The following is a 23,540-nucleotide window of genomic DNA, read 5'->3' on the forward strand; positions in this document are numbered from 1 at the left end:
TAGCGGTGCACAACGAGGAGCCGTGTGAGGTGAAAGTCTCACGCACGGTTCTGAATTGGCAGCCGGGGGAGCGATTCCCCGGCTGACCATAACCTGATAAGTAGGAGCGCGGAAGCAAAGGCGCTGGGGCTGAAAATGGGCGACCCCTATTTTCAAGTAAAAGATGTGCTGCAACAGCACAACGTGAAGGTTTTCAGCTCAAACTATGCGCTCTATGGGGATATGAGCCGCCGCGTAATGTATCACCTTCAGCAAGTAGCGCCAGCGGTAGAAATTTACTCTATTGATGAGGCATTTCTAGACCTAGCCGGGATGGAAACCTATTTAGGGAGCCTGGATGCTTACGCCCGCAAAATTCGGGATGGGGTCAAGGCCCGAACGGGAATCCCTACCTGCGTTGGTGTTGCTCCAACCAAGACGTTAGCCAAGCTGGCCAACCGAATTGCCAAGAAAGATGCGGCGCTGGGCGGGGTGCTTTACCTGGATTCACCCGAACGGCGGGCCTGGGCGCTGCGGCAAGTTCCGGTGGGTGACGTGTGGGGAGTAGGGCGGCAATACGCGGCTAAGCTGGCTGCGGCCGGGGTAGATTCTGCTGCCGACCTGGCCCGCGTGTCGGATGCCTGGGCGCGTAAGCACCTGGGCGGCGTGGTCGGGGCACGGCTGGTGCAGGAGCTGCAAGGTCGGCCCTGCGCGGGCCTGCACCCTTCGGAAGATGGTACGCTCAGCCGCCAAAGCATCAGCTGCTCCCGCACCTTCGGCAAGCCCCTGTCTGCCTTTGATGATGTACTCGCGGCCGTGGCGGCGTTCCTCTCGCGGGCGGCGGAAAAGCTGCGGGCGCAGGGCGACATGGCGCATGTCCTAACGGTGTACATCAGTAAAAACCGCTTTGCTGCTAACGTGCTGCCGCCTTATTCGAAGTCAGCTACCCTGACGCTACCCATCGGGCCTACGGCTGATACTACGGTGCTGCTCAGCTATGCCCGCCTCCTGCTCGGGCGGCTGTGGGAGAAGAGCACAGCCTATCATAAGGCCGGGGTGGTGCTCGACGGATTGGAGCCGCCCGGTACTGGCCAGCAGCTAGACTTGTTTGCTGCGGCCCCTGCGGTAAAGCCCATCGAGAAGCCAGCACTCGTTACCAAGCGGCCGGCTTTGATGGCCAGCCTGGACGCACTGAATCAGCGTTTCGGCCGGGGCGCGGTGCAAATTGCTACGGCAATTCCGGCCGCTGGCCACATCAACACAACGAGCGGAAAAACGCCCCCTCCGTGGGAAGGAAAGGCTCAATGGCGCTCACCGGCCTTCACTACTCGGCTGGAAGATTTAATGTTGGTAAATTAATCCTCACGCTTTCGTTATATTACTACCTCATTTCATCTACTCCCCTATGACTACTACACAGTTCAAATTTGGCGTTATTCGCAAAGAGCATCTGTTCACTGACCTGCAAGGGCACAACTTACTAGCTGCACTGTTCTTTCTAGTGCTGAGCTTAGTAGTGCACTCGCTGCCGGCATATGCCCTTTTTATGGGGTTTGGGGGCGTGTGGATGGCTGGCATCTTCGCTAACCGCGAAGTTTTCTACTTCCTCAATACGGTTCTAGTTCTAACTACCTGCTTCCTCGTCTGCCAAATGCCGGTGCAATAATGTTGTATAAACTGCAACTTAAAGCAGGACACTTGCGTAGTGGAAGTATAGATAGTTACTATATTGTGAAGCATACTACATATTACTCTTATGCGTACTTTCCTTATCCTCGGCGCTCTATTCTTCTTTCTACATAGTTCCTGGGCTCCTACTTGGGGGCAATACGTGGCCAATTGGGGGTTGCTTCTCGCGGCTCTTGGTTGGTTGGGTGGCATGAGTTCAAAATCAAAAATTCGTTACCAGCGCAACCGCTACTACGATAACGACTACTACGACCAGCAGCACCGCTAATGTGCTCACCATATAATGAAAAGCCCCCGGCGCTTCGGCTCGGGGGCTTTTTGTTGTCAGCAAGTCGTGCGGGCCTTTATCCCTCTGGTTCTCTTTCTGGCCTTTGCTTAATTCTTCTTGCTTGCCTTTATCCGTCGCCACGCTTCCCGAACATTCCAACCGTCACTTGGGGTATCGTATGCCAGCAGTTCAGGTTGCAACTCAAGTAGGTTCATTACGAAGTGGAAGCCCCATAGACAGATAGCAATGCCGTTGACTACGGTAGTTCCGGTAAAGCCAAATGAATAGAACGCAAATACAGCTGCTGTTAAAGCTCCGCTTAGTGGTCCTGCCAGATTGAAGATGAGTTGCTTAACCGGATGCTTACTGAATGCAACTCCTGACGTAGTTACATAGTGTAGCAAGCTATTGGGCGCAAAATAGAACTCGGTGCCCGCCAGCGTAAACCGTGGCTTTACAGTTTTTTTTCTTAGGTCGGTTGCAATCACAATCCGATGAATACTTAGCCCTACTAGCTTACCAGCTATAGCGTGGCCAAGCTCATGCGCCAGCCCGCTGACTATGAATGAAACGGGGAAAAGAACAAGCAGTAGCAGTATATCGACAAGCATAGAACAAGCTGCTGCATTAGATGCGTAGGCCTCGGCGGCGCTGAGGCGCTGGGCTAGGCTTAGGTGTAGGGGTAGCACAAGAGTAGGAACAGAAACTATCGCTAGGCCCATTCACCAAGCGATGCTTCCCAGGGTGTGAGGGTGCGCAAGGGACGCAGTTGCCCAGCCGCCACAGATTCGGGCAGCGTAAAATCGTAGCGGCCCAGCATATTCACGTGTTCATGCAGCAAGGGCGAGAGGCGGGCCACATCCTCCGGGTTTACGTGCTCCTCCGTTTCCTGCCACCGCTCTAATGCTTGTTGCAAATAGCGCGTATTCCACAGCACCAGGGCGTTTACGACCAGGCCCAGCGCCCCGAGTTGGTCCTCCATTCCCTCGCGATAGCGCTGGCGCAGCTCGCCTTTCTTGCCGTGAAAAACGGCGCGGGCCAGCGCGTGGCGGCCCTCGCCGCGGTTGAGCTGCACCAGGATGCGCCGCCGGTAGGCCTCGTCGTGGACGTAGGCTAGCAGGTAGCGCGTTTTTTCCACCCGGCCCAGTTCGGCCACCGCCCGGCCCAGGCCCGAGAGCGAACCCGCCCGCTGCAAGGTGCGCATTACCGCCGTGGCTTTTACCCGGCCCAATTTAAGAGAGCCGGCCAGCCGCAACATATCCTCCCAATGGTCACTGATGAGCCGGGCGTTGACGACGTGCCGGCTTAATTCATTGAGGGGACCATAATCATCTTCCTTGCTGAGGCGCCAGAACCGTTGGTCGGAGAGGTCTGCTAAGCGAGGGCTGAAGCGGTAGCCCAATAAGGCGAACAGGCCAAAGACTACCTCACTGTAGCCATGGGTATCGGCCATGATTTCGCGCGGGTCCAGGCTGGTTTGCTGTTCCAGCAGCCCGGCCAGGATGAACAGGGAGTCGCGCAGCGTACCGGGAATGACGATGCCGTGGAAGCCGGTGAACTGGTCGCCGGTGAAGTTGTAGTAGGTTACCCCGCGCTGGGAGCCGTAGTATTTGCGGTTCCACCCGGCGTGCAGCGTGCGCACGGGCACGACGAAGCGCATGCCGTCGGCCGAGGCGACTTCTCCGCCACCCCAGGCCTGGGCCAGGGGCAATTGCGCCTGGCCGTCCACCAACCGGGCGTTGGCGGCGGTGAGCGTTTCCACGCGCATGTAGTTTTGCTGCACCCAGGACAAGCGGGGCAAGGTGAGGGCCGGTACCTCGGCCCGCGCCACAGCCTTGAGGCCAATGTTACACGCCTGGGCCAGCAGCACCGCGCAGATGCTCAGTGGTAAATCGGCCGCTTTGCTCTGGCCGTCGGCCACGTGGGTGAAGGCGTCGGCAAATCCCGTGAACGCGTTCACCTCCAGCAGCAACGCCGCTAGTTCCACGTGGGGCAACTGCTGGGTAAGCTGCGTCCGCAACTGCTGCAAGCTTGCGGGTTCTTCCTGGGCGGGGAGCGGGCTTACCCGCACGTAGGGCATGCCGTCGTGCTGCAGCACGTGCAGCGCCGTGTTGTGGGGCAGGGTTTCGCGAACCTCCGCGTAGGCCGACCGCAGCTGCGCTTGGAGCCGCACCAGTTCCAGGGCCGGGTCGAGCGAACGGCCCAGCGCCCGCGCCACCGATTCACGCGCCGCGTCCCAGTCCTCGCCGCGTAGCATTTCCGCGCGCGGGTCGCCGTAGCGATCACTCGTCGTCACAAACACTTCCCGACGGCGCAACGCTTGGTGTAGGCGGTCCAGCACGCAGAGCGTGTACGCGGCGGGGTTCACCTCGTCTCGACTGGCAAACACCTGCCGCGCCCAGCTTTTGGGCACAAAGGTGCGGGGAGCAGTCCCCCATTTGGGCCGGCACCGGCCGCCTGCTTCCTGGGCTCGTAAAAAGTACCAGGCATCGAGCAGGGGTTTGGCCGAGGGGGAGCCTTCCAACGCAATTCCGTTCAGCAGGGCCGGCAGAAACCGGCGTACGGTCGCGTAGCTACCACTCAGGGCTTGGAACCGGGGGGCGTCGGCGGGACTGGCCAGCGCCTGCACCGTCTCGGCTGCTTCTCGCAAGGAGGCTTCGCCAATGCGGCTCAGTACCTGTGCCCGAATCTGGGCTTCGGGCACGGATTCGTCGAGCAGCAAGCGCACGGCTTGCTCCAGCACCAGCGCCGCCTGGTCCAAATCCTTCAGGGAGCGCAGCCGCTGACGGCGGCGCTTGGTTTCGCCCCGCAGGGCGAGCGCTGTCAGCAGCCCGTCGAAGAGGTCGAGCACATCGTCGGTGGCCGTGCGTTCAAGGGCCTGGGCGAAGGCCAGCAGGGTAGCCAGGCGGCGTTCTTCTCCCATCCGCGCCAACGTCTGCCCCCAGGCTACTTGGGCGTGGCGGGCCAGCCGCACCACTCGGGCTTCGGGCAGGTCGTGCAGTGAAATGCTCCCTACGCCGAGGACGCGCACGTGCTCCAGCCGTCCCAACGCGGCCACCAGAGCGGGGCCGGAAACGCGGGTCGGCGCGGTGCGCAACGCTTCCAGTCGGGTGAGTCGCTGGCCAGGCGGTACCAGCAACAGCGATTCCAAGGCCTCTTGCTGTACCGGGTTCAACCGGTTGCGGAGTTGGTGGTACAGGTGACGGCCCGTACGCTCGCGGACCCGCGCAATCAGGCGGGCCAGCACCGTCACGCCGGGCAGCACGACGCGCTGGGCCACTAGATGCGCGGTCGCTAAATCAAAGAGCACACTGGGCCGCACGGTGCTGGTGAGGACCTGCGCGTAGAGCCAGCGCGTGAGGCGGAATACTTGCCGGCCCCCATAGGCCGCAAAGCCCAGGTACGCCACAATGCGGGCCTGGTGGTCGGAGAGCGTATTCGGGCGGGTATACCGCGCAGGCCACGCGTCAGTGCCTACCTGAAGCTGCTGCGCCAAGGTGGCCACCACGACGGCCGGCACCTGGGTAGGGATGGGCAGAAACGTGCCTAAAAACCGGAGTGTACACAACTGCACAGCACACCCGAGTTGGGTGTACGACCGGCGGTAGTCGGCCAGAAACTGTAGGTCCTGCGGACTCAGGTAAAAGAAACGGGCCAGTTGTTCCGGGCTAGGGTCTGTCTGGTAGCGCCCATAGCGGGCCGCCTGCTCGTCGCTCAGAAATTCTACCGGCATTGTCCTATAGTCGCGTGTCCCCGCTGGCGGCGGCCCTATTCGGGCCAGTCGCTTGCTTCCCGCTCGGTCTGGTAAGCTGGCCGAACCTCGTGTGAAATAAGCAGCTGGCCCTTTTCATTGCTCGCCCCAGACCGACAGGTTTCAGGATACAACCGGCACCGGGTCTGCCCGTTAGCTGATGGTGCGGTCGCTGGTGGTGTAGTTGAGCATCCAGCCGGGGTATTCAGCTGGCAGTTGGCTGACCTCTTCGAGATGGCGCAACTCCTCCGGCGTGAACGTCACGTCCACGGCGGCCAGGTTGGCGTCGAGCTGCTCGGGCTTGGTAGCCCCCATGATGACGCTGCTTACTACCGGCTGGTGCAGCAGCCAGGCCAAGGCGAGTTGGGCCACCGTGGCGCCTTTGGTTTCGGCCAGCGGGTGTAGCACGTCGAGGACATTGAAGGCCCGGTTGCGGTCGACGAGGGGAAAGTCGAGCCGGTCGCGGCGGCCGCCTTCCTGGTTTTGGCCATCGCGGGTGTACTTGCCTGAGAGCAGGCCACCGGCCAACGGGCTCCATACCAGTAGGCCCACCTTTTGGTCAAGTAGCAGCGGTACCATTTCGCGCTCCAGGTCCCGGCCGGCGATGGTGTAGTAGGCCTGCAGCGAGGCGAAGCGCTCCAGCTGGCGGCTATCGGCCGTGGCCAGGGCCTTCATCAGCTGCCAGGCGGCCAGGTTGCTGGCCCCAATGTAGCGCACCTTGCCCTGGCGCACGAGGTCATCGAGCGCCCGCAAGGTTTCGTCCAGCGGCGTGAGCGGGTCGTAGGCGTGCAGCTGGTAGAGGTCGAGGTAGTCGGTATGCAGGCGCTTGAGGCTGGCTTCGGCCTGCTGCATGATGTGTTTGCGCGTAAGTCCTACCTCATTGGGGCCTTCGCCCATTTTGCCCCGCACTTTAGTGGCCAGCACCAACGAGTCGCGGTCCAGGCCTAGGTTGCGGATGGCCTGGCCGGTAATTTCCTCCGACAAGCCCTCGGAGTACACGTTGGCCGTGTCGATAAAGTTGACCCCGGCGGCCACGGCCCGGCGCAGCAACTCATCGGCGGCCGTCTGGTCGAGGGCCCCGGTGACGGCCGAACGGCCTTTGCCGCCAAAGGTCATGGTGCCCAGGCACAGGGCCGACACCTTCAGGCCGGTCTGGCCCAGCAAGCGATACTGCATACGACGTAGCGCCGGGGAAATGTAGCACCCGGCCGTGCAAAGGTCCGGCGCACCTGCTGGGGCTACATAACCAATTTGCGCCCAAGGGCTACGAAATTCAAACCACCAGGGCCTGGGGCTGACGGACTTGCTGCGGGGTGAGGCCGGTGTGGTGCTTGAAGAAATTGTGAAAGTGGGTGGGGTACGCAAAGCCGAGCGCTTCGGCAATATCGGTCAAGGACCACGGCGTGTGCTGCAGCAGGCGCCGCGCTTCCGCCAGCCGCCACTCGGCCAGGTGCGCGGTAGTGGTTTTGCCTGTCACCGCCCGCACGGCCCGGTTGAGGTAGTTGACGTGCACACCCAGCAGCGGGGCAAAATCCTGGGGGGCGCGCAGCTGCAGTGGCTGGTCGGGCCGGGCTACCGGAAACTGCCGGGCCAGCAGCTCCAGAAACAGGGCAGCGAGCCGGTCGGCGGCGGTAGGGTGCACGAAGTTGGGCGCGGGCGCCCGCAAGCGCTGGAGCTGGTGCAACAGCAGGTGCAGGTAGTGGCGCACGACGGTGGCCTGGTGTGGGTAATCGGTGCCCAGCTCCGTAAGCAGCTGGCTAAACAACGATTCAAACGCCGGCAACTGCCCGGGCTCCAGTATATAGACCGGGTCGCGCCCCAGGGCCAGTAGTGGGCTTAGGGCCTGGTCGGCCGTCGCCCCGCCGTGCAGAAATTCGGGCGTGAACAGGCAAAACAACCCGCTTTGCTCGTCCGATAGGGTTTCCCAGGCGTGCGGCACCAACGGGTGCGAGAGCACCACGGCCGGCCCGGCAATGGCCCAGCCCCGCGTGGCCTGGTGCAGCTGGCTGGTGCCGCGCGTCAGCAAGGAGAGCTTGTAGAAGTCGCGCCGCTGGTAGGGCAGGGATACCTGCCCGAAGTCAGCGCGGGAATAGGCCGCAAACTGGCCCGCCTGCAGCCCGCCCACCGACGGCACCTTTCCTAGGTAGCGGTGCTCAAACTCGGGCAGGGAAATAGCGGCAGCGGGTGGCTGAGAGCAAGTCTTTATCACAAGGCGCGTATCAGGTCGTTTGGTGTGTCGCCTGCGTGCCCGTTGGTACGCCCAGCTGCCCCAGGTAGCGGTAAATGGTTGCCCGACCGACCCCGAGCAACTGGGCGATTTCCGCGACAGTTTTGTCCTGCTGCAGGTACAGCGTTTTGGCCGCCTGGGCTTTGGACAGGGCTTCTTTGGAGAGGCCTTTGGGCCGCCCGCCCTGCCGGCCCCGGGCTCTGGCCGCAGTCAACCCCGCTTTGGTGCGCTCGCGGATAAGGTCGCGCTCAAACTCAGCCAGCGAGGCAAACAGGTTGAACATGAGCCGGCCTTGGGCGGTGGTCGTGTCCAAATGGTCCTGCAGGCTGACGAAGTGAATCCCTGCGTCCTGAAAGCCCGTCACCAACGTGACCAGGTCTTTGAGTGAGCGGCCTAAGCGGTCGAGTTTCCAGACGACGAGCGTATCGCCGGGCCGCAGCCGCGTCAGCAGGTGCTGCAGGGCCGGGCGCTCTTTCACGGAGGACACTTTTTCCTGGGACACCTCCACGCAGCCGTAGGCTTGCAAGGCATCAGTCTGCAGATGCAGGTGCTGGTCGGAGGTACTCACGCGGGCATAGCCGAAAATCATCGCCATTTTTCTCAAGAAGTCAACGAGGGCGAAGATAGCGAGTCGTTGATTACTGAGAACAGGAAATGAGACAATCTGTGGTAGCTTTTCAGGGCGCTAAGCAGCCGAGGCAGGTGGGCCGCTAAAACGGCCGTTTCGCGAGACAGCTCCCTGCGCAGATTTTCCCTACCGATACTTTCTGTTCCTACTCTTGTGCTACCCCGTGTAGTGGCATCAGGCGGTGGCACTTTCGCAATCGGGCTGCTCAGCTGCATCATCTTTAGCTCCTGGTTGGCTTGGTATAGCTCGGCTATCTCGCGGCCGTGCTTCTGCTCTCCTGGGGTGCCGCGCAGCATCTCATTTACCTTATCCTGAAAGAGTGGCTTAATGGCCGCTTCGATGGCTTTGTTATCGACCTGGCTTACCTCCAGCTTTCGTAACCAAGCCAAGCGGTGCTCCCGCTGAATGCACGGCATCACATCGGCAACTTCTAAGGCCCGGTTCACCCCTTTCAGAATCGAATCCTTGGGTTCCGTCAGAAAGAATTGAGCCCCTACCCCTTCTCCGTACTGAAGGTTGTTGCGGGTCAGGCCGTGGCCGAACTCGGCCGGTTGCGCTACTTGGATGTTCTCCGCTTTGATGGGCCGGATTAGTCGGTATATCGCTACGCTGGGGCTGTAAAGATGCTCGCCTGCATCAGCCTGTCGATACGGCTTTACTTGTAGGGCCTCGGCCAAACTACGAGCGTTGACTTCTAAGTCCGGGGTTAGGTGCTTTAGCAGCGTGGCGGCATCGGTGAAGTAAGGCGAAATAGTTTCTTCTCCTTTCCGAATGTCCGCCTCGGGCCGAAAGTCAAACTGCACTAGCAGCGTACCAGCGGGCAAGTCCTGCTGCGGGTGGTGCCACTGGTCAACGCCGGGGTATAGATTGGTGCCCTGGTCAAGAAACGCCTTCCGGGCTGGGGTATCAACGGGTGGTATCGACGTGGCCACACTTACAGATTAAAGGTCAGCGGGGCGCTTGGCGGCAGGGCCTGGGTAATGGCCACAAAATTACGGGTATCCTGCACCGCGTCTTTGGTCAGCAGAATAGTTGGGGGGAAGGTAAACCGTTGGCGCAAGGCCTCCACGTCGAGGGACTGGTGAAACAGGTATTCCCCAAAGCCATCCCGGTTGTAGGTGAACTCGTCGCCGCTGGCGGGGTCGTTGCCTTGGGCTTTCAGAAAATCAATAATGGGCTGTAAATGGGCCGTGCGGGAATCCGGTAGCTTCTCGACAAGCGCCACTTTTTCAAGGGTCTGACCCATAGCTAAAGTAGGTTGATTTACCGGCAAGATAGCAGGGTTCGACAACCGGCGATGCTGCCGCTTAGCCAAGGAGCGTGATTGAGAAAGACCAGGCATAATAATAGGCTTCTAACGGGAAGTAAACTACACTACTATTAACGCAAAAACAGGGGTTAAAGTTGTAAAAAATACATCTTTACAACACCTACAAAACCGCCTTAACTGTTTACAATTGCTGAAAAAAGCCCCGCTGTCATTAGCGGGGCTCGTCTTTAGAATAGAGTTTGGAAGTTGGTTATCTAACGTTAGTAATTTGGAAGCTTGATAGAGCCTTTGCCAGTATCGGCTTCCATTGTTTTTCATCCTTAATCCTGTATGATAAAATGACTTGGTGCATCCTGTCATTATTGAAGAATTGGTACATCTCCACTTTGACAGGCGGCCTATCATTCAACTGCCGGATGTAAGTAATTTGTATTGCAGCCTTGTCATTAACAATTACAGTATTGCTTCCCAACCATTTTACAAGGGATAGATTCGTCTTGGCAGTTCGTTGTTCTTTGAATCCCGCAACAACCTCCTGCTTGAAATTGGCATCGTAAGCAGCCAATTCATCAGGCTTAAACGCTGGTCTACTGCTTGATTTTGGATACTCACCGGGCTTGCCAACAAAGGTTTCGATGATTATTCGCACATAAGTTTGAAGGCTTGAGGGTTGGCTCTCGTTCAATCCTTTTTGTTGAAAGACAGCTCTACTATCATAAATATCATAGTCATACAAGCGGCTCATACTCAGTTGAGCTGAATCTTCGAGCTTCTTGTTTTTACCGGCAATCAACTCTAGTTCAGGTGCAATTGATATAAGCCCTACTTCAGTAATCCTGTACCTGATGGCTTTGGGAGTTTGGGCAAAAACGCCAATATGAAGCAGTTGAATTAAAACGAGCAAGAGTAATTTATTTGCTAAGCGCATTTTGATTGGCATCTCGCTGGTTTTCATATAATCTGTTACTGAACTGCCTCCTTCAAAGCTACCCTATAAGTAGTGAATTGGTGCTAGTCCTGCTCAGTATGCCTTGTGCGTTGCCTGTATTCTTGCTGCTCCTGGCGGTACTGTTTTACAGAACGTGGTGGCAAGACAAATACGACTTCTAGTGCGCAGGAATCGGGTGTTTTAATCCAAATCGTTTCCGTGGGAAAGCCAAGCTCAGAAAGTGCGGCCTGGGCGAACTCGGGCTTGAACTTCCAAATCCTCTTATTGCGGGTAGGGTCGTGAACGGTAACCGGCTGCGTACTCATAAGCATTGCCTGCTCTACATTCAAGTTGTGGCGGCTGGCCCACTCGGGCAGCTCCGCGCCCATCTCCTGAAACTTATACTGACAGAAAGTAGCGGCTTCTTCCGGCCCTACTAAGCGGTTGAAGCTAGGCAAAGCCGGATTATAGAGAGGTAAAACCGGGGCGCTAGCAGGCTTCTTCATTGAAATTCGGTGAATGAGTACCTTCGGGCTTACCTGTACTGCTATGAGTTCAAAAAAGCTTTCTACGCCTGACGAATTAGGGTCTTACCGCGCACACAAGGCGTATATCCGCACTTTCAAGTACACGCCGCTTAATCAATTCGACCGGCTGCTGTGCATCTTCGGTGACAGGGGCCAAGGCACTACGGGTGAGGTGGCCTATCTCAAGATTTCCGAATCTGCCTATGAAGCCATTGCAAGGCGTTTTCCAATTGCAGAGCGGGAATCAAACCTGTTCCGTAGTGATTTTTTCCCGGTGACAGAAGTAAGCTCGGAGCTGATACAGGAAGCCAGTGCTGAGGCAGTGCCGCCAACAGAATAGCTAGCTAGCCTCGTTGCCGTTTTGTGAATCGGTGATGCTCACGCTCATTTCGTAGCGGTCTGCCTCGGCTGGGGCTCCGCTGGGGGGTGTGATTACAACCTCGTAGCGGTCCGTCCCATACTCAGCATAGATGCGGTTCTGCGCTGCATTCACTGCTTCATCAACACTGCTAGCGCCCGTTACGGTAACACTGGTGGCATGGGAGCCGGGGCCGGGACTGGCAAAATAGACTTCCATAAGATAGATATTGGTTACAATTTTGGTTCAAAAGTCGCATTTGAACTTATAGCAGAAGATGTTGCTCTCTTTGCTCTTATTTCTACTCCGCGCTCATTCCAAAACTTCGCTTTACCCCGTTGGGCATCTTCTATTTTTCGAGCTATTTCCATCTCTGTAAGGGGAGTTTCATAGGTTGATAGTAACCTCTCTTGTTCTTCCTTCAACACTTCAAAACATGCTCCGATGTAAAATCCTGTATCCCCTGGGTACGGCGCCATGAGTTTTACATATTCTCTCCAATCATCAAGAATCGCGCTTTTTGAGCCAGCTTCTTCTTTATGTTCCTCTTCGTCTAATGTGACTTGTAGTAATCTCATGGATGAAACATGCTGCGCGAAAAGAATAAGGACCTGCGGCATACTTTTTCCAATTACTAAGTCTGCGTTAGCGTAAATCACCTCTAACATCTTCTCATTGGTTTTTGTGAAAAGTGTTTTGAGCCACTTACGATAAGCTTTTAATTGTTCAGCAGTAGGTGAAGGCAGGTTATCTACATTCTCCCCGCTGGGAAAAAAATCCACAAACTCTCTGGCGAATAGTTTAGAGTCGTTTCCGTGCTGTTCTATAAAGGAGCACCAGTCTCTCATTCCAGTTTCATAGAGAATGGAGAGCTTACCGTAAAGTTGGTTGAGTTGTTGGTTGATGCGATTTAATCTGTCTGTCCGACGGTCGTCTACTCTTTTCGCCTGAATAGTGCGTATAGCCACTACTACGGCTGCAATTGTAGCACCAGCAGTTGCTATCTCCGCGATGTTTCCCCAAATGTTATCCATAGTAAAGTAGCAGGTTACGGCTTAGGCTTCCACCAATCATCGTTGCTGTCGTCGTCGCTCAGCATATCGAGAGTATCAAGGTTCTTTTCATCGAGTAGGTCAAGCGTGACCTCACCGGGTAGCGTCACTGTGGGCGGGAGAGTGCGTAGCCCTGGGCCAAAAGCTAGGGTTTTGCTGCCGTGGTGGATTTTATGCGGTATCCGCTTGTCGAAGATGCACACTCGCAGCGCCTGCATGAAGTCCGGCCCTAACTCATAGGCTTGGCCTTCTTCATCGAGCGCCTGGACTGGCTCACTCTGGCCGGGGGTCAGGTTGGTCGAGGCGCTGGTCATATAGATTGTTACCAGTTCGGCCCCTGCGGCTAACTGCTGCTGCACGGCGGCGAACATATCCCACTCGTTTTTCATAAAGGCTTTACAATTGCAAAAAGGTGCGGTGAAAGTGTGCTCCTACGCCTTAGAACGGGATAGTTATACGAACTGGCCACGGCCACTCAGGATGCAGCCAGTGCAAGAAAAAGACGATGGCCACACCCACGACGAGTAAGCCAGTGGTGAACCTCTCGCTCAGCTTGCGGCGCTCGTCAATCATTTGAAGGGCCGGGCCTAGCAGCTCATCGCACCGTTTACTAGAAGCGTGTAGCTCTCGCATGATGTAGTCGATAGGTGGCGGCGAATTGCGGCGGCGGCGGGGAGCGTACTTCATGCGCGGGCGGCTATAGACAGAGAATAAGACAACTGGCTAAGAAATTGCGCTAGGATAGGCGTAATAGCCAGCCCTGCTGCTGGTACTTCGTGCGTAGTTCGTCGGCGGTTATATCCTCCCCGGTAAATTGCAGCCATTGGGCCACGGTTTCAAGGTCGGGGGCTTCGGCTAGAAAAGGGTTTGGCGTAGGTAGGGCCTCAGCGGCGGCTAGCCGCTGGGCCTCGTCGGGGTAGCGTAGCAGTAGCTCAGCCATTTGATAGAGCATCGACCGAACGCCGGTAGGGGCTGCATACTCAGGTAAGATGCTCATGGGCAGCTAGTGCTGACGAGCTGGCCGACCCAAAGCGGGCGCGGGCGGCTCAATCGGGTTTTTCATCTGGTGCTCAGCCATCATTGTTACCGTGATAAGGTCGGTGTGCCCGTACTCGGCTACTCGTTGCAGCTCGGCCAAGGTGAAGGTGGCCGGGTCCGCCAAGCGGGTAGTCAAGGTGCGCGGGTTAATGTCGAGGGCCTTGGCCGTTTTGCCGCGTTCGCCAAGTGAATGAACAAACTCGGCAATGTTGTCGAAAGGCAATTTCTTAGGCATTTTTCAGCAGCGTTAGGTGTAATGAGGCAAAATAATCTATGCAATTTTAGCAACATTACGGCCCGCTGCTTGCTGAAGGTTTAACTATTTGCAGTGGGGGCGTTCCACTCCCGGTAAGCCGTGGTGTGCCGGTCTGCAATAACTGCTAGGCGTTCGGCCTGGTCGTCGCGTTTCAGCCAGACGTGGGAGCTGCCGCAATGGATGGTGTAACCGCTGCCCATTACCTCGCGGGCCTGCTCGGCAAAGTCGCGTAGGTCGGCTACATCGGGTGCCGCGTCAATAAGCCGCCGTAGCTGCTCTAGGCGCTCGGCTTCGGCCTCGTCTGCCGGTTGGTGCTCTACGGCTAGATAAGCCCACTGTGGGGCAAAACCGGCGCTATTCTGGCTGTTCTGGTAGCTGGTGCTCATAGCGAAGAAGGAACAAAAGGGGAAAAGCTACTCGGGTGGGTTGAGCGACTGCGTTAGTTGGAGCACCTGGGCGTTGTGGAACGCTTGGCCAAAAACGCCACGCTCGTAGTCGCGGGCTAGCTGGGTCACGTTCTGAAACTGATAGGTCAGGCCCGTAGGCCCCAACGGCTGCAAAAACTGGTCGGCTTCCTGGGGGCTGAATCCGCTAAGGTCTTCGCCGTTGCTCAGCAGCACCTGCACCCCTGGCCGCTCGTTGTCGCCCCGGCTGTACGTTTCGTAAATGATGCCTAGCGCCTGCTCTCGCGGGTAGTAGATGGCATCTCCGATGGTCAAATCTTGGGGCGTTTTCATGGGCGTTAGGGTTAGAGTAGAAGCAGGGAGAATTGCCCGCCGTGGTCCTCTTTTGTGGCGCGGATAGCTTCGCAGCCAACGTGGCGAACTGCTTTCACCAAGGCCGAAAGCACATCAAAATCTTCTTGGTCGATGATTTCAATTTTCAGCAAGGCGGCTACCTCGTAGGTCATGCCCTCGTTGTTGACGCTCTTTCTGAGGTGGTACAACTGGGCCTCAACGTCCGTAATAGCGTTGATTACCTGGCTACGGTACTGGTTCCAAGTGAGGTCGCCAAGGGTGGGGGCTTCTACTGCTCTCATGGCCTTACCACTGTTTTACCTCGTTGCTGCTTTCGTTGAATTCGGAATCCAGCCAAATCCGGCCTAACAAGCCTTCCGGCGCTTCAATGCCTAATTCATCCAGCTTGTCCGATACCGCGTCCGCGTCAGGCAATCCGCCGCCGCGCTCCATCAGGGAAGTATAAAGCACGTTTTCAGGCACGGCCTCACCGGCAAAAACGGTCAGGTAATGGTGCTGCAAGGAACGGTCCCAACCACACTGAACATTCACTTGCTGGCCGGTGCTGGTAGTCGAAGAAAAAATGTGCTTACCCATGATTGAAAGGCTGTTTTTAGCTGCGTGGCTTATACTTATTAAACGTTTTTGGCTGGTTTAATGTTGTAAAAAATACAACTTTATTTATGTAGTTTTTACATCTTTTTTCAATTGTAAAACTCAGAAAAGGGAAAGCTGGCCGCTGGTCGGTGCTGGGGTGGCCGGGGCTGCTGCTGGGGCCTCGTCCCATGTGGTAATGATGCGGCCGTACTTGGTCAATTCCTCCTGCTGCCACATCAGGTGCGCGGCTGCTCGGCGCGGCTGCACTATCGGCCCGCTGTGGCCGCTGGGGCGCTTGCAATAGCTGCCGGCGTTAGCTCCGCAAGCTGGGCAAGCTACCTCCCGATAATCGTAGCTAATGGGGTCTATCTTGCCATAGCAGGGCTAGAATAAGAGGCTGGCTTGGGCACTGGCGTAGGCTTTGCCTTCGCTCAGCACTACCGCCGTGGCGCTGTGAATGGGGGCCTGGTCCTCGATGCGGAAGAAATGCCCGGCGCGGTAGGGGTTATAGCTGATTGGCTCAGTTGCGGTGGGCTGCGGCGTGGCGGTAAACGTGCCAATGGCGTAGGCGTGAACGTTCTTCTGGCGACTGGCTATCACGCGCTGGCGGCCGGTTTCTGTGACCTTAAAAACCACGTTGCTTAGCTGCACGGTTTCAAGCACGGCTACCACAAGCCCCCCGAACTGCACCGAAAAGAGGCCCTGGTCCTTGTATTTCAGGTTGCGGTACACCTTCACTTGCTTGCCTTCTAAGTCGATGGTCAGGGCTCGGGGGGCTTTCATGGCGCGGCGCTTAGAGGTGAGTATCGTAGCCCGTTACTGAGGTAAAGAGGCTAGGCAAGTCCTCCCCGTACACCATTTCAAAAGTCTGCTGGTTGGAAATAACCGGCTCCCAATCGACTAGCACCTGACGGTAAAACTCCACGGTGTAGGTGTCATTGGGCGTGAGCGTAATTTTCATGCGGTTTACTTTGGCCTTGTTGCTGCGCAAATCCATGGGTGTTGTTAAACAAATAGGGTAAAACCTCCGAGTCCATGGCTAACAGGGGTTCTTCTTCCCAAAGGGCGGATTTACACGCTAAGCACTTTTTAGCTTCTGGGCGTAATTGTAGACGGTGCCATAGGCCAGGTCTAACTGCTTGATGACTTGATTCATAGATAAGCCATTGCGCAGAAGCTGCGCAATGGCCTCCTGCTTAGACTGGGCCAGTGGCGGCCGGGCCACATGCTTGCCCTGGGCTTTGGCCCGGGCCATGCCGGCGCGCACGCGCTGGCTGATGAGCGCGCGCTCAAACAGGGCCAGCGAGGCCATGACGTGGAACCCCAACTCGCCCATGGGCGTGGTCGTGTCGATGTTTTCCTGGTAGGAGACGAAGTCCACCCCTGGGCTCTGGAATTCCTTCGGCGCGTTGACCAGCGCCTGGGTCGAGCGGGCAAAGCGGTCGTAGCGCCGGACCAGCACCGCGTCGAGCTACCGGTTCTTGGCCGCCACCATCATCCGTTTGTACTGAGTTCATTCCTCGCTGGTACCCGAGGCCTAGTCCACGTATTCATCGACAACGGCAAAGCCGCGGCGCTGGGCGTACTCGCGCAGGGGGCGCAGCTGCGTCTCCCGGGCCTGCCCTTTGTCGAGGGGGGAGACGCGGGCATAGAGCGCCACGCGGGTGGGCTGGTCGGTCGGGTTGGCGGGCATCGGAGGTTATCAAAAAGGAGTTCCTTGTTGATAGGCAGCACGCACCCGCTCTACAGCGTAGAATCAGTCTTTCTCAGGCAGTACTATAACCCTTTTTGCTAACCGGGCTTAGCGTGTAAATCCGCCCTTTTGGCAAAAGAACCCCATTAAGAGGTGAAAAGCGTAGGAGGGATTATGGTTTACACGCAACATCTATGTGCCCAATGTGGCAGCGAACCTATTCGGCGCAATGGTCCGAGCCAAGGGCATGCCGAATATCAGTGTAAAGCCTGTGGCTACCAAGCGCGTTTTACGCCCGCTGCTGTCGCCAAAGCCGCCCAATATGCCCAGGTGGAAAAACTGTTACGTAGAACGCAACTCCCAACGTAGCATTGTGCACGCCACGGGCGTGGCGCGCGTGACGGTGGCTAAGCTGCTAAAAAAAGCGCGGGCAGCTTCGCCCCCGCTGCCCCGACTGCGGCGGAAGAAGTTTTAGAAAAAACGCTGTAAAGCGCATAAAGTCTGGCTCTGGCTTGCGGTCGAACGCGCCAGTCGGCGCATCGTGGCGTGGGTTTTGGGCAACCGTAGTGCTCAAACGGCGCAGCGGCTGTGGCAAGCCTTGCCGCGTCGCTACCGCCGCCACTGCTGGTATTTTACCGACCGCTAGAATGCCTATACAAACGTGCTGCCCCGCTGGCGACACCGCCCGTATCTGAAAGGCGAAGGGCAAACCAGTATTGTCGAAGCTAGTAATTGCTCCTTACGGCAGCGGTGCGGTATGCTGGTGCGCAAATCCTGCTCCTTTAGCAAAAGTTTGGCAATCCATACTGCCCGCATTAAAATCGTTATCGATAACTACACTCTCACCTTAAATTAAACCACCACCCAAGAAACAACTGCTGTAGCTACCGGTTCTCCCCACATCACCTTAAGCAAAGCGAGGCCAAACGAGGAACATCATGGAGAATATCGAAAATAAAGTAGTCGTCATCACGGGCGCTAGCAGCGGGCTGGGCGAAACTACGGCTCGCCATTTGGCCAGCAAAGGTGCCGCCGTAGTGCTAGGCGCGCGCCGCCTCGAAAACCTGGAAAAAATTGCTGCCGATATTCGCGCCGCAGGCGGAAAGGTAGAGATTCTGCAAACCGACGTAACCAAAGCCGAAGAAGTAAAAGCCTTGGTTGATAAGGCTGTAGAAGCGTTTGGTCGCCTCGACGTTATCATCAACAACGCCGGCCTGATGGCCATTGCGCCCATGAGTGCCACCAAGGTGGACGAGTGGAACAGCATGATTGACATCAACATCAAAGGCGTGCTCTACGGTATCGCGGCCGCCTTGCCCGTGTTCGAGCAGCAAAAGTCCGGGCACTTTATCAATATCTCGTCGGTGGCGGGCATCAAAGTGTTCAGCCCCGGCGGCACCGTGTACAGCGGCACCAAATACGCCGTGCGGGCCATATCCGACGGGCTGCGCCACGAAGTAGGCGGCAGCATTCGCGTCACCAGCATCGAGCCCGGCGCGGTAGAGTCGGAGCTACAGCACGGCAGCTCGCACGAGGAAAGTGCCAAGGGCGTGGTAGAGTTCTACAAACAGGCTATTCCAGCGTCGTCAGTGGCCCGGGCCATTGCGTTCGCCATCGAGCAGCCCGCCGAGGTAGATATCAACGAAATTGTGCTACGCCCCACGGTGCAGGAGTTTTAAGCACGTCGTCCATATCTGGTAGCTCAAAGCGCCTGTCAGGTTGAGCTGGCGCAGCATCTTCCGTTAGAAATATGATTTCTCACGCGAAAAAATGCTGCGCCAGCTCAGCCTGACAGGCGCTTTAATATAGTAGGTAGGCTGGCTATTTTAGCAGCTCGTGCAGCGCGGTCTGCATCGAGAACGTCCGGTTGCCCGCTTCCTGAATGATAAGTGAGCCCGGCGCATCGAGCACCGCGTCCGAAACTTGGCCTTGGGTAAAAGGTTGGCACAAAAGCTAAACGGGCTGGCCAGTTCGTGCTGAGCATCACCGGCGTGACAAGGCCCGGTCCATACATGTCAGTCATGAGGAGCATTCTCGAGCGCATTCCAGTTCGCGGGTGGCGACGCAGTCTGTTGCGTATCGCTTCGGCAACTGACCTGCTCCCATTTACTGGGCCGGTTGAAAGTGGAGCATCAGGCATTCTGAAGCTCGACAGTAGTAGCCGCAGCCACTACCTCATCGGGCGTTAAATTCTGTAGCGAGCTGTGCGGTCGGAAGCCATTGTATTCTTGGCGCCACTGCTCAATTTTATCTTGCGCATCGGTCAGCGATAGAAACCAATGCACGTTCAGGCATTCATCGCGGAAGCTGCCGTTAAACGACTCAATGTACGGATTATCGGTCGGTTTGCCCGGCCGAGAGAAGTCCAGCGTCACGTGCTGGTCGTAGGCCCAGCGGTCGAGGGCCTTGCTGATAAACTCGCTGCCATTGTCGACTTGGATGCGCTCAGGTACTACGCCTAACTGCTGCTGTAAGCGCTGCATCACGGCCACGACATCTTCGGCCTTGGTTAAAAGTTTAGTACAAAGGTTAAACGCCCTTTGCCAAATTAGAACGGACGTTGGGCAGTAAGCTGTGCTAATGCTGCTGCGTCAGCGTCACGCTCTGGTTACCCTATACCTGCTTACTACACTCATTTGGTTGGCCGTAACTTGAGCCGTTGCTGGTACTGCGCCAGCGTACGCCGTACCTCGCCGACGGAGTGTAGACCATTGAGGGAGAGATAAGGAGTTTGGTCTGGATGGTAAGGGAGGCGGCCGGCACGGCTCCGCCCGGCGCACCGAAACACCTGTGTCTGCCACTCCGAAATGCGTCCGACCAATTTCTCGCCTACTTCGTGTCTATCAACCTGCTGCACCTCGGCGTAAACCAGCGCCTTGGGAAGGTAGTATCCGCTTCGTCAGGCTTTCGCTGGGCCTCGCCTCGCTGTACTATATCGGCCTCTGAAAAGCCGAAGTGCCTGCCCCATTCGATTCCAACTCCATTCTTGCCACCGTCATCATCGGCCCCGACGGCCAGGTGGTCACCTGCCACGACGGCATGGCCGCGTACTACACCCCCGAGTTCAAGGCCGCGCTGGAGAAGCTGGTTCGGTAAGCGGCGTTGGCAGGGTGGGCGGATGAGTGCCCGAAATGAGCGGGGAGGGTCCGCCCCGAGGTTATAGCAAACTGCCTACCTTGCCGCCATGTCCGATTTTCGTCTGCGCGTATTTGCCACCGTGGCCCGGCATCTGAGCTTTACCAAGGCCGGGCAGGAGCTGTTTGTGAGCCAGCCGGCCGTCACCAAGCACATTCGTGAGCTGGAAGCCCAGTACGGCCAGCGCCTGTTGGAGCGGCGCGGCAACCGCGTGAGCCTCACCGAGGCCGGCCGCCTGCTGCACGCCCACGCCGATGCCGCCGCCGCCGCCCAGCAGCAGCTCGAAGACCAGCTCCTGGCCCTGCGTGACCCCGAAGAGGCCGCCGGCCGCCTGCGCCTGGGGGCCAGCACCACCTTGGCCCAGTACGTGCTGCCGGGGTTGCTGCCCGCCTTTCAGGCCCGCTACCCGCAGGTGCAGCTCTCGTTCCTGAACGCCAATTCCGAGCGCATTGCCGATGCCCTACTACGCGGCGAGCTGGATTTGGGCTTTGTAGAAGGCCGCACCAAAAGCCACGACCTGCACTACGAGCCGTTGCTGCCCGACGAGTTGGTGGCCGTGCGCCGCGTCGCGCCCGGTTCCCCGCTCGCCACGCCGCTGTCCTTGGCCGAGGCCCTGGCCCACCCGCTGGTGTTGCGCGAGCGGGGCTCGGGCACGCTGGAAATTCTCGAATTTGCTCTGCGGGCGCAGCACATTAAGCTCAGCAGCCTTTCCGTAGCCCTTTACCTGGACAATACGGAAGCCATCAAGCGCTACCTCGAAGCCGCGCCGGCGGCCCTGGGATTCGTGTCGCGCCGGGCCCTGGACCGCGAGCTGGCGGCTGGACTGCTCGAAATCGTGCCCATCAAAGGGCTGCACCTGGCCCGGCAGTTCGAGGCACTCTGGGTGCAGGGACAGGTGCTGGCCCGGCCGGCCCAGCGGTTTCTGAGCTTCGTGCAGGGGCAATTCAAGGGGGCCAAATAAAGGCTGGCGATGCCGGATAACCATTCGGTGTCAGCTGGCAGCGGCTGTACTTATACAGCAGGAGGTGAACCGGGTGGTTCGTCCAACGGCAGATTGGCGATGGCACAGGTCTGCCGGTGCCGTAACAACTGCTGCCACGGCCATCCGGGCGGCTCAAGACTGGCGGGAATGCAAAAATCAGCTATTCTATAAATAACTTTTGGTTATGCAGGATAACACGATTGGATAATCCTTTGCGTAGGGGTCGCCGTATATTTGCCTCAGAAACAACCCCCTCCCGCTCATGGCACTCCCGGTTCATTCCGCAACTCCGCAAGCCCCTGATTCGCCGCTCGCTCCCGCTCCGGCGCAGGAACCGGCCGCTCCTGAATTCAACGAAACCACCGGCTTCTTCCGCCACCTGCACACGCCCCGCGTGCTGTTCGGGCAGGATTTCACCCTGAAGCAGGTGGTGTTCGTGCTGTTCTTCGTGTTCTGCCTCACGCCCTGGGCCTCGCCGCCCATTGCCCTGGCCCTGGGCTTGGTGCTGGCCCAGACCATCGGCAACCCCTTCACTACCCAAACCAAAAAGGCCACGGCCAAGCTGCTGCAGTTCTCGGTTATCGGGCTGGGCTTCGGCATGAACGCCCACGCGGCGGTGCAGGCCGGCAAGGAGGGCATCCTGTTCACGGTGGTGTCCATCTTCGGCACGCTGCTGCTGGGCCTGGTGGTGGGCCGGTGGTTGGGGCTGGGCCGGCACGTGGTGCATCTGATTTCGTGCGGCACCGCCATTTGCGGCGGCTCGGCCATCGCGGCCATCGGGCCGGTGCTGCGGGCCAAGGACGAGGAGATGTCGGTGGCCCTGGGCACGGTGTTCGTGCTCAACGCGCTGGCCCTGTTTGCCTTCCCGCCCATCGGCCACGCGCTGGCCATGACTCAGAACCAGTTCGGCCTTTGGTGCGCCATTGCCATCCACGACACCAGTTCGGTGGTGGGCGCGGCGGCCGCCTACGGCAATAAAGCCCTGGAAGTAGCCACCACCGTGAAGCTGGCCCGGGCCCTGTGGATTATCCCGATTTCCATTGGCACGGCCATGATTTTCAAGCAGAAGGGCGTCAAGGTGAAAATTCCCTATTTCATCTTCGGCTTCATCGCCGCCATGCTGCTCAACACCTTCGTGCCCGCCGCCAAGCCCCTGGGCCCGGTGATGGTGAACCTGGCCAAAATCGGCCTCACGGTGACGCTGTTTTTCATCGGCGCGGGCCTGTCGGCCAAGGTGGTGCGCTCGGTGGGCATCAAGCCCTACGTGCTGGGCATCCTGCTCTGGTTGGTGATTTCGACTGGCTCGCTCTACGTGATTCTGCACACGGTATAGCGCAAAGCGCACGGAGGAAGTTGGACTACCGAAGCAGCTAGAACAACCTCATTTTCAATGCCATGCGCATCACCAAATACATTCATTCCTGTTTGCTGTTCGAACTCGACGGCCAACAGATTCTTTTCGACCCGGGCAAGTTTTCCTTCATCGAAGGCTTGGTGCACCCCGAGGTTTTCAAAGACGTATCGGTCATCATCATCACCCACAACCACCCCGACCACCTCGACGTGGCGGCGCTGCAGAAAATCGTGGCCCTGCGTCAGGTCATTATCATCTCTAACCGCGAGGTGGCAACCGAACTGCAAGCGCACGGCCTCACGGTGCAAATCCACGAGGAAGGTCGCCTAGACTTGGGCGTGTTTCAGCTGCTGGCCCTTCCGGTGCAGCACGAGGCCATTCTCGACAGCCCCTTGCCGCAAATGACCGCCTGGCTGGTGAATGGCAAGGTGCTAAATCCCGCCGACTCTTTTGCTAACAATTTGTTGCCCTTCGCGGGGGTGGAAATGCTCCTGCTGCCCGTCACCGCGCCTTTTCTCACGGAGCTGGTGGTGGCCGATTTCGCCCTGAAAATGCGTCCCAGGCAAATTTTGCCCGTACACGACGGCTACCTCAAGCCCTTCTTCATCCAGCAGCGCTACGAGAACTACGGGCCGTATTTTGAGAAGCACGGCATCGTGTTTCACCGGCTGGCCGAACCGGGCGATGCCATTACCCTCCCGTAGCCTACTCCCTTATGCCGCTACCCCCCCCCCACCAACCCACTCGCCCTCTCGGACCGGCTGGCCCTGCAACGGACCCGGCTGGCCAATGAGCGCACTTTGCTCACCTACGTGCGCACCAGCCTGGCGCTGGTGGGCTTCGGGCTGGCGCTCCTTCAGTTTCACCCCGAGCGGGGCGGCCGGTTGGGTTACTCCGCGCTGGCCGTGGCGGGGCTGGTGCTGACGGTCGGGCTGCTGCGCTTTCGGGCGCACCGCCGGGAATTGGCGGCCTGCCAGCTAGTGGCTGGCGGCGGTAGTTGAGCAACCCCCCCCCCCGGTGCTACCCGAAGCAAAAGCGTTTGCACCCCTAAAAAAGGCCCCTGATGCGTCA

At 58.1% G+C, this 23,540-nt stretch carries 38 protein-coding genes and 1 pseudogene; 13 read left to right on the top strand and 26 right to left on the bottom strand.

Annotated elements, in window-relative coordinates; translation table 11 throughout:
* Positions 1-96: 96 nt before the first annotated feature.
* The 3 genes from CHB83_RS22505 to CHB83_RS22515 all read left to right on the top strand — a co-directional run bounded on the left by CHB83_RS22505 (position 97) and on the right by CHB83_RS22515 (position 1,936).
* On the top strand, positions 97-1,338 hold the full coding sequence (locus tag CHB83_RS22505) for a Y-family DNA polymerase (protein ID WP_394340168.1): 1,242 nt from the start codon (positions 97-99) through the stop codon (positions 1,336-1,338).
* 46 nt (positions 1,339-1,384) lie between these two features.
* Positions 1,385-1,645, top strand: coding sequence for a hypothetical protein (locus tag CHB83_RS22510; RefSeq protein WP_089334392.1), 261 nt, complete (start codon positions 1,385-1,387; stop codon positions 1,643-1,645).
* Between the two features lie 90 nt (positions 1,646-1,735).
* Positions 1,736-1,936, top strand: coding sequence for a hypothetical protein (locus CHB83_RS22515; RefSeq protein WP_089334393.1), 201 nt, complete (start codon positions 1,736-1,738; stop codon positions 1,934-1,936).
* 107 nt (positions 1,937-2,043) lie between these two features.
* Here the strand turns inward: CHB83_RS22515 and CHB83_RS22520 are convergent, their stop codons facing one another.
* From CHB83_RS22520 to CHB83_RS22560, 9 genes are all read right to left on the bottom strand, one after another.
* A complete protein-coding gene (locus CHB83_RS22520) occupies positions 2,044-2,547 on the bottom strand; it encodes a M50 family metallopeptidase (protein ID WP_179225613.1) in 504 nt (167 codons plus the stop codon).
* Between the two features lie 101 nt (positions 2,548-2,648).
* Positions 2,649-5,669 carry a Tn3 family transposase gene (locus CHB83_RS22525; protein WP_089334395.1) on the bottom strand — a complete coding sequence of 1,007 codons (3,021 nt, stop codon included), beginning with the start codon at positions 5,667-5,669 and terminating at the stop codon, positions 2,649-2,651.
* A gap of 171 nt (positions 5,670-5,840) precedes the next feature.
* Entirely contained in the window at positions 5,841-6,863 is a 1,023-nt protein-coding gene (locus CHB83_RS22530) for an aldo/keto reductase (protein WP_089334396.1), read from the bottom strand.
* 97 nt (positions 6,864-6,960) lie between these two features.
* Positions 6,961-7,896 carry a helix-turn-helix domain-containing protein gene (locus CHB83_RS22535; protein WP_179225614.1) on the bottom strand — a complete coding sequence of 312 codons (936 nt, stop codon included), beginning with the start codon at positions 7,894-7,896 and terminating at the stop codon, positions 6,961-6,963.
* Between the two features lie 10 nt (positions 7,897-7,906).
* On the bottom strand, positions 7,907-8,509 hold the full coding sequence (locus tag CHB83_RS22540; RefSeq protein ID WP_346771275.1) for a recombinase family protein: 603 nt from the start codon (positions 8,507-8,509) through the stop codon (positions 7,907-7,909).
* Between the two features lie 5 nt (positions 8,510-8,514).
* Positions 8,515-9,474, bottom strand: coding sequence for a hypothetical protein (locus CHB83_RS22545; protein ID WP_089334399.1), 960 nt, complete (start codon positions 9,472-9,474; stop codon positions 8,515-8,517).
* Between the two features lie 2 nt (positions 9,475-9,476).
* Positions 9,477-9,788, bottom strand: a complete 312-nt coding sequence (locus CHB83_RS22550) for a hypothetical protein (protein ID WP_089334400.1) — start codon at positions 9,786-9,788, stop codon at positions 9,477-9,479.
* Positions 9,789-10,062: 274 nt separating this feature from the next.
* Positions 10,063-10,767: a hypothetical protein gene (locus tag CHB83_RS22555; protein WP_089334401.1), complete on the bottom strand. Its 705-nt coding sequence runs from the start codon at positions 10,765-10,767 to the stop codon at positions 10,063-10,065.
* A 56-nt stretch (positions 10,768-10,823) separates the two neighbouring features.
* A complete protein-coding gene (locus CHB83_RS22560; RefSeq protein WP_089334402.1) occupies positions 10,824-11,246 on the bottom strand; it encodes a hypothetical protein in 423 nt (140 codons plus the stop codon).
* 43 nt (positions 11,247-11,289) lie between these two features.
* Here CHB83_RS22560 and CHB83_RS22565 point away from each other — a divergent pair, with 43 nt between their 5' ends.
* Positions 11,290-11,607 carry a hypothetical protein gene (locus CHB83_RS22565; RefSeq protein WP_143437257.1) on the top strand — a complete coding sequence of 106 codons (318 nt, stop codon included), beginning with the start codon at positions 11,290-11,292 and terminating at the stop codon, positions 11,605-11,607.
* On the opposite strand, the gene CHB83_RS22570 is transcribed toward CHB83_RS22565, so the two are convergent.
* From CHB83_RS22570 to CHB83_RS24440, 15 genes are all read right to left on the bottom strand, one after another.
* Complete coding sequence (locus CHB83_RS22570; RefSeq protein ID WP_089334404.1) at positions 11,608-11,844, bottom strand: hypothetical protein; 237 nt, start codon at positions 11,842-11,844, stop codon at positions 11,608-11,610. It lies immediately after the preceding gene.
* Positions 11,845-11,858: 14 nt separating this feature from the next.
* Positions 11,859-12,659, bottom strand: a complete 801-nt coding sequence (locus CHB83_RS22575; protein ID WP_089334405.1) for a hypothetical protein — start codon at positions 12,657-12,659, stop codon at positions 11,859-11,861.
* A gap of 14 nt (positions 12,660-12,673) precedes the next feature.
* Positions 12,674-13,066: a hypothetical protein gene (locus CHB83_RS22580; protein WP_089334406.1), complete on the bottom strand. Its 393-nt coding sequence runs from the start codon at positions 13,064-13,066 to the stop codon at positions 12,674-12,676.
* A gap of 49 nt (positions 13,067-13,115) precedes the next feature.
* On the bottom strand, positions 13,116-13,364 hold the full coding sequence (locus CHB83_RS22585; protein ID WP_089334407.1) for a hypothetical protein: 249 nt from the start codon (positions 13,362-13,364) through the stop codon (positions 13,116-13,118).
* A 49-nt stretch (positions 13,365-13,413) separates the two neighbouring features.
* Positions 13,414-13,674, bottom strand: coding sequence for a hypothetical protein (locus tag CHB83_RS22590; protein ID WP_143437258.1), 261 nt, complete (start codon positions 13,672-13,674; stop codon positions 13,414-13,416).
* Between the two features lie 6 nt (positions 13,675-13,680).
* Positions 13,681-13,950 carry a hypothetical protein gene (locus tag CHB83_RS22595; protein WP_089334409.1) on the bottom strand — a complete coding sequence of 90 codons (270 nt, stop codon included), beginning with the start codon at positions 13,948-13,950 and terminating at the stop codon, positions 13,681-13,683.
* An 80-nt stretch (positions 13,951-14,030) separates the two neighbouring features.
* Positions 14,031-14,357, bottom strand: coding sequence for a hypothetical protein (locus tag CHB83_RS22600; protein WP_089334410.1), 327 nt, complete (start codon positions 14,355-14,357; stop codon positions 14,031-14,033).
* A gap of 27 nt (positions 14,358-14,384) precedes the next feature.
* Positions 14,385-14,708 carry a hypothetical protein gene (locus CHB83_RS22605; RefSeq protein ID WP_089334411.1) on the bottom strand — a complete coding sequence of 108 codons (324 nt, stop codon included), beginning with the start codon at positions 14,706-14,708 and terminating at the stop codon, positions 14,385-14,387.
* 11 nt (positions 14,709-14,719) lie between these two features.
* A complete protein-coding gene (locus tag CHB83_RS22610; protein WP_089334412.1) occupies positions 14,720-15,010 on the bottom strand; it encodes a hypothetical protein in 291 nt (96 codons plus the stop codon).
* Between the two features lie 4 nt (positions 15,011-15,014).
* A complete protein-coding gene (locus CHB83_RS22615) occupies positions 15,015-15,305 on the bottom strand; it encodes a hypothetical protein (protein WP_089334413.1) in 291 nt (96 codons plus the stop codon).
* 120 nt (positions 15,306-15,425) lie between these two features.
* On the bottom strand, positions 15,426-15,674 hold the full coding sequence (locus tag CHB83_RS24475; protein WP_449404529.1) for a zinc finger domain-containing protein: 249 nt from the start codon (positions 15,672-15,674) through the stop codon (positions 15,426-15,428).
* 15 nt (positions 15,675-15,689) lie between these two features.
* On the bottom strand, positions 15,690-16,088 hold the full coding sequence (locus tag CHB83_RS22620; RefSeq protein ID WP_089334414.1) for a hypothetical protein: 399 nt from the start codon (positions 16,086-16,088) through the stop codon (positions 15,690-15,692).
* A gap of 10 nt (positions 16,089-16,098) precedes the next feature.
* Positions 16,099-16,302: a hypothetical protein gene (locus CHB83_RS22625; protein ID WP_089334415.1), complete on the bottom strand. Its 204-nt coding sequence runs from the start codon at positions 16,300-16,302 to the stop codon at positions 16,099-16,101.
* An 81-nt stretch (positions 16,303-16,383) separates the two neighbouring features.
* Positions 16,384-16,767, bottom strand: a complete 384-nt coding sequence (locus CHB83_RS24435; RefSeq protein WP_394340166.1) for a recombinase family protein — start codon at positions 16,765-16,767, stop codon at positions 16,384-16,386.
* 75 nt (positions 16,768-16,842) lie between these two features.
* Positions 16,843-16,998: a hypothetical protein gene (locus CHB83_RS24440; RefSeq protein WP_394340167.1), complete on the bottom strand. Its 156-nt coding sequence runs from the start codon at positions 16,996-16,998 to the stop codon at positions 16,843-16,845.
* Positions 16,999-17,172: 174 nt separating this feature from the next.
* Here CHB83_RS24440 and CHB83_RS24480 point away from each other — a divergent pair, with 174 nt between their 5' ends.
* The 4 genes from CHB83_RS24480 (at position 17,173) to CHB83_RS22645 (ending at position 18,677) form a co-directional block, all read left to right on the top strand.
* Positions 17,173-17,367 (top strand): transposase-like zinc-binding domain-containing protein, encoded by a 195-nt coding sequence (locus tag CHB83_RS24480; RefSeq protein WP_425486519.1) that lies wholly within the window; start codon positions 17,173-17,175, stop codon positions 17,365-17,367.
* Positions 17,321-17,473 (top strand): hypothetical protein, encoded by a 153-nt coding sequence (locus CHB83_RS23965; protein WP_167855335.1) that lies wholly within the window; start codon positions 17,321-17,323, stop codon positions 17,471-17,473. The genes CHB83_RS24480 and CHB83_RS23965 overlap by 47 nt, the downstream gene beginning before the upstream one ends.
* 186 nt (positions 17,474-17,659) lie before the next feature.
* Positions 17,660-17,854, top strand: a complete 195-nt coding sequence (locus CHB83_RS24445) for an IS1 family transposase (protein WP_089334417.1) — start codon at positions 17,660-17,662, stop codon at positions 17,852-17,854.
* Between the two features lie 82 nt (positions 17,855-17,936).
* Entirely contained in the window at positions 17,937-18,677 is a 741-nt protein-coding gene (locus CHB83_RS22645) for an SDR family oxidoreductase (protein WP_089334418.1), read from the top strand.
* 142 nt (positions 18,678-18,819) lie between these two features.
* On the opposite strand, the gene CHB83_RS24275 is transcribed toward CHB83_RS22645, so the two are convergent.
* On the bottom strand, positions 18,820-18,948 hold the full coding sequence (locus CHB83_RS24275; RefSeq protein WP_262490745.1) for a hypothetical protein: 129 nt from the start codon (positions 18,946-18,948) through the stop codon (positions 18,820-18,822).
* Positions 18,949-19,130: 182 nt separating this feature from the next.
* A pseudogene (locus CHB83_RS22650) lies at positions 19,131-19,505 on the bottom strand (integrase core domain-containing protein); the annotation flags it as partial.
* Positions 19,506-19,953: 448 nt separating this feature from the next.
* On the opposite strand from CHB83_RS22650, the gene CHB83_RS23690 reads away from it, so the two are divergent.
* The 5 genes from CHB83_RS23690 (at position 19,954) to CHB83_RS22670 (ending at position 23,470) form a co-directional block, all read left to right on the top strand.
* Positions 19,954-20,094 carry a hypothetical protein gene (locus CHB83_RS23690; protein ID WP_179225616.1) on the top strand — a complete coding sequence of 47 codons (141 nt, stop codon included), beginning with the start codon at positions 19,954-19,956 and terminating at the stop codon, positions 20,092-20,094.
* Positions 20,095-20,182: 88 nt separating this feature from the next.
* Positions 20,183-21,094, top strand: a complete 912-nt coding sequence (locus CHB83_RS22655; protein WP_073285409.1) for a LysR substrate-binding domain-containing protein — start codon at positions 20,183-20,185, stop codon at positions 21,092-21,094.
* 283 nt (positions 21,095-21,377) lie between these two features.
* A complete protein-coding gene (locus CHB83_RS22660; RefSeq protein WP_230687945.1) occupies positions 21,378-22,448 on the top strand; it encodes a YeiH family protein in 1,071 nt (356 codons plus the stop codon).
* Between the two features lie 62 nt (positions 22,449-22,510).
* Complete coding sequence (locus CHB83_RS22665) at positions 22,511-23,173, top strand: MBL fold metallo-hydrolase (RefSeq protein ID WP_089334419.1); 663 nt, start codon at positions 22,511-22,513, stop codon at positions 23,171-23,173.
* Between the two features lie 129 nt (positions 23,174-23,302).
* On the top strand, positions 23,303-23,470 hold the full coding sequence (locus tag CHB83_RS22670; RefSeq protein ID WP_245855413.1) for a hypothetical protein: 168 nt from the start codon (positions 23,303-23,305) through the stop codon (positions 23,468-23,470).
* Positions 23,471-23,540: the final 70 nt, after the last annotated feature.

Source organism: Hymenobacter mucosus, from assembly GCF_900188255.1.
GTDB lineage: Bacteria > Bacteroidota > Bacteroidia > Cytophagales > Hymenobacteraceae > Hymenobacter > Hymenobacter mucosus.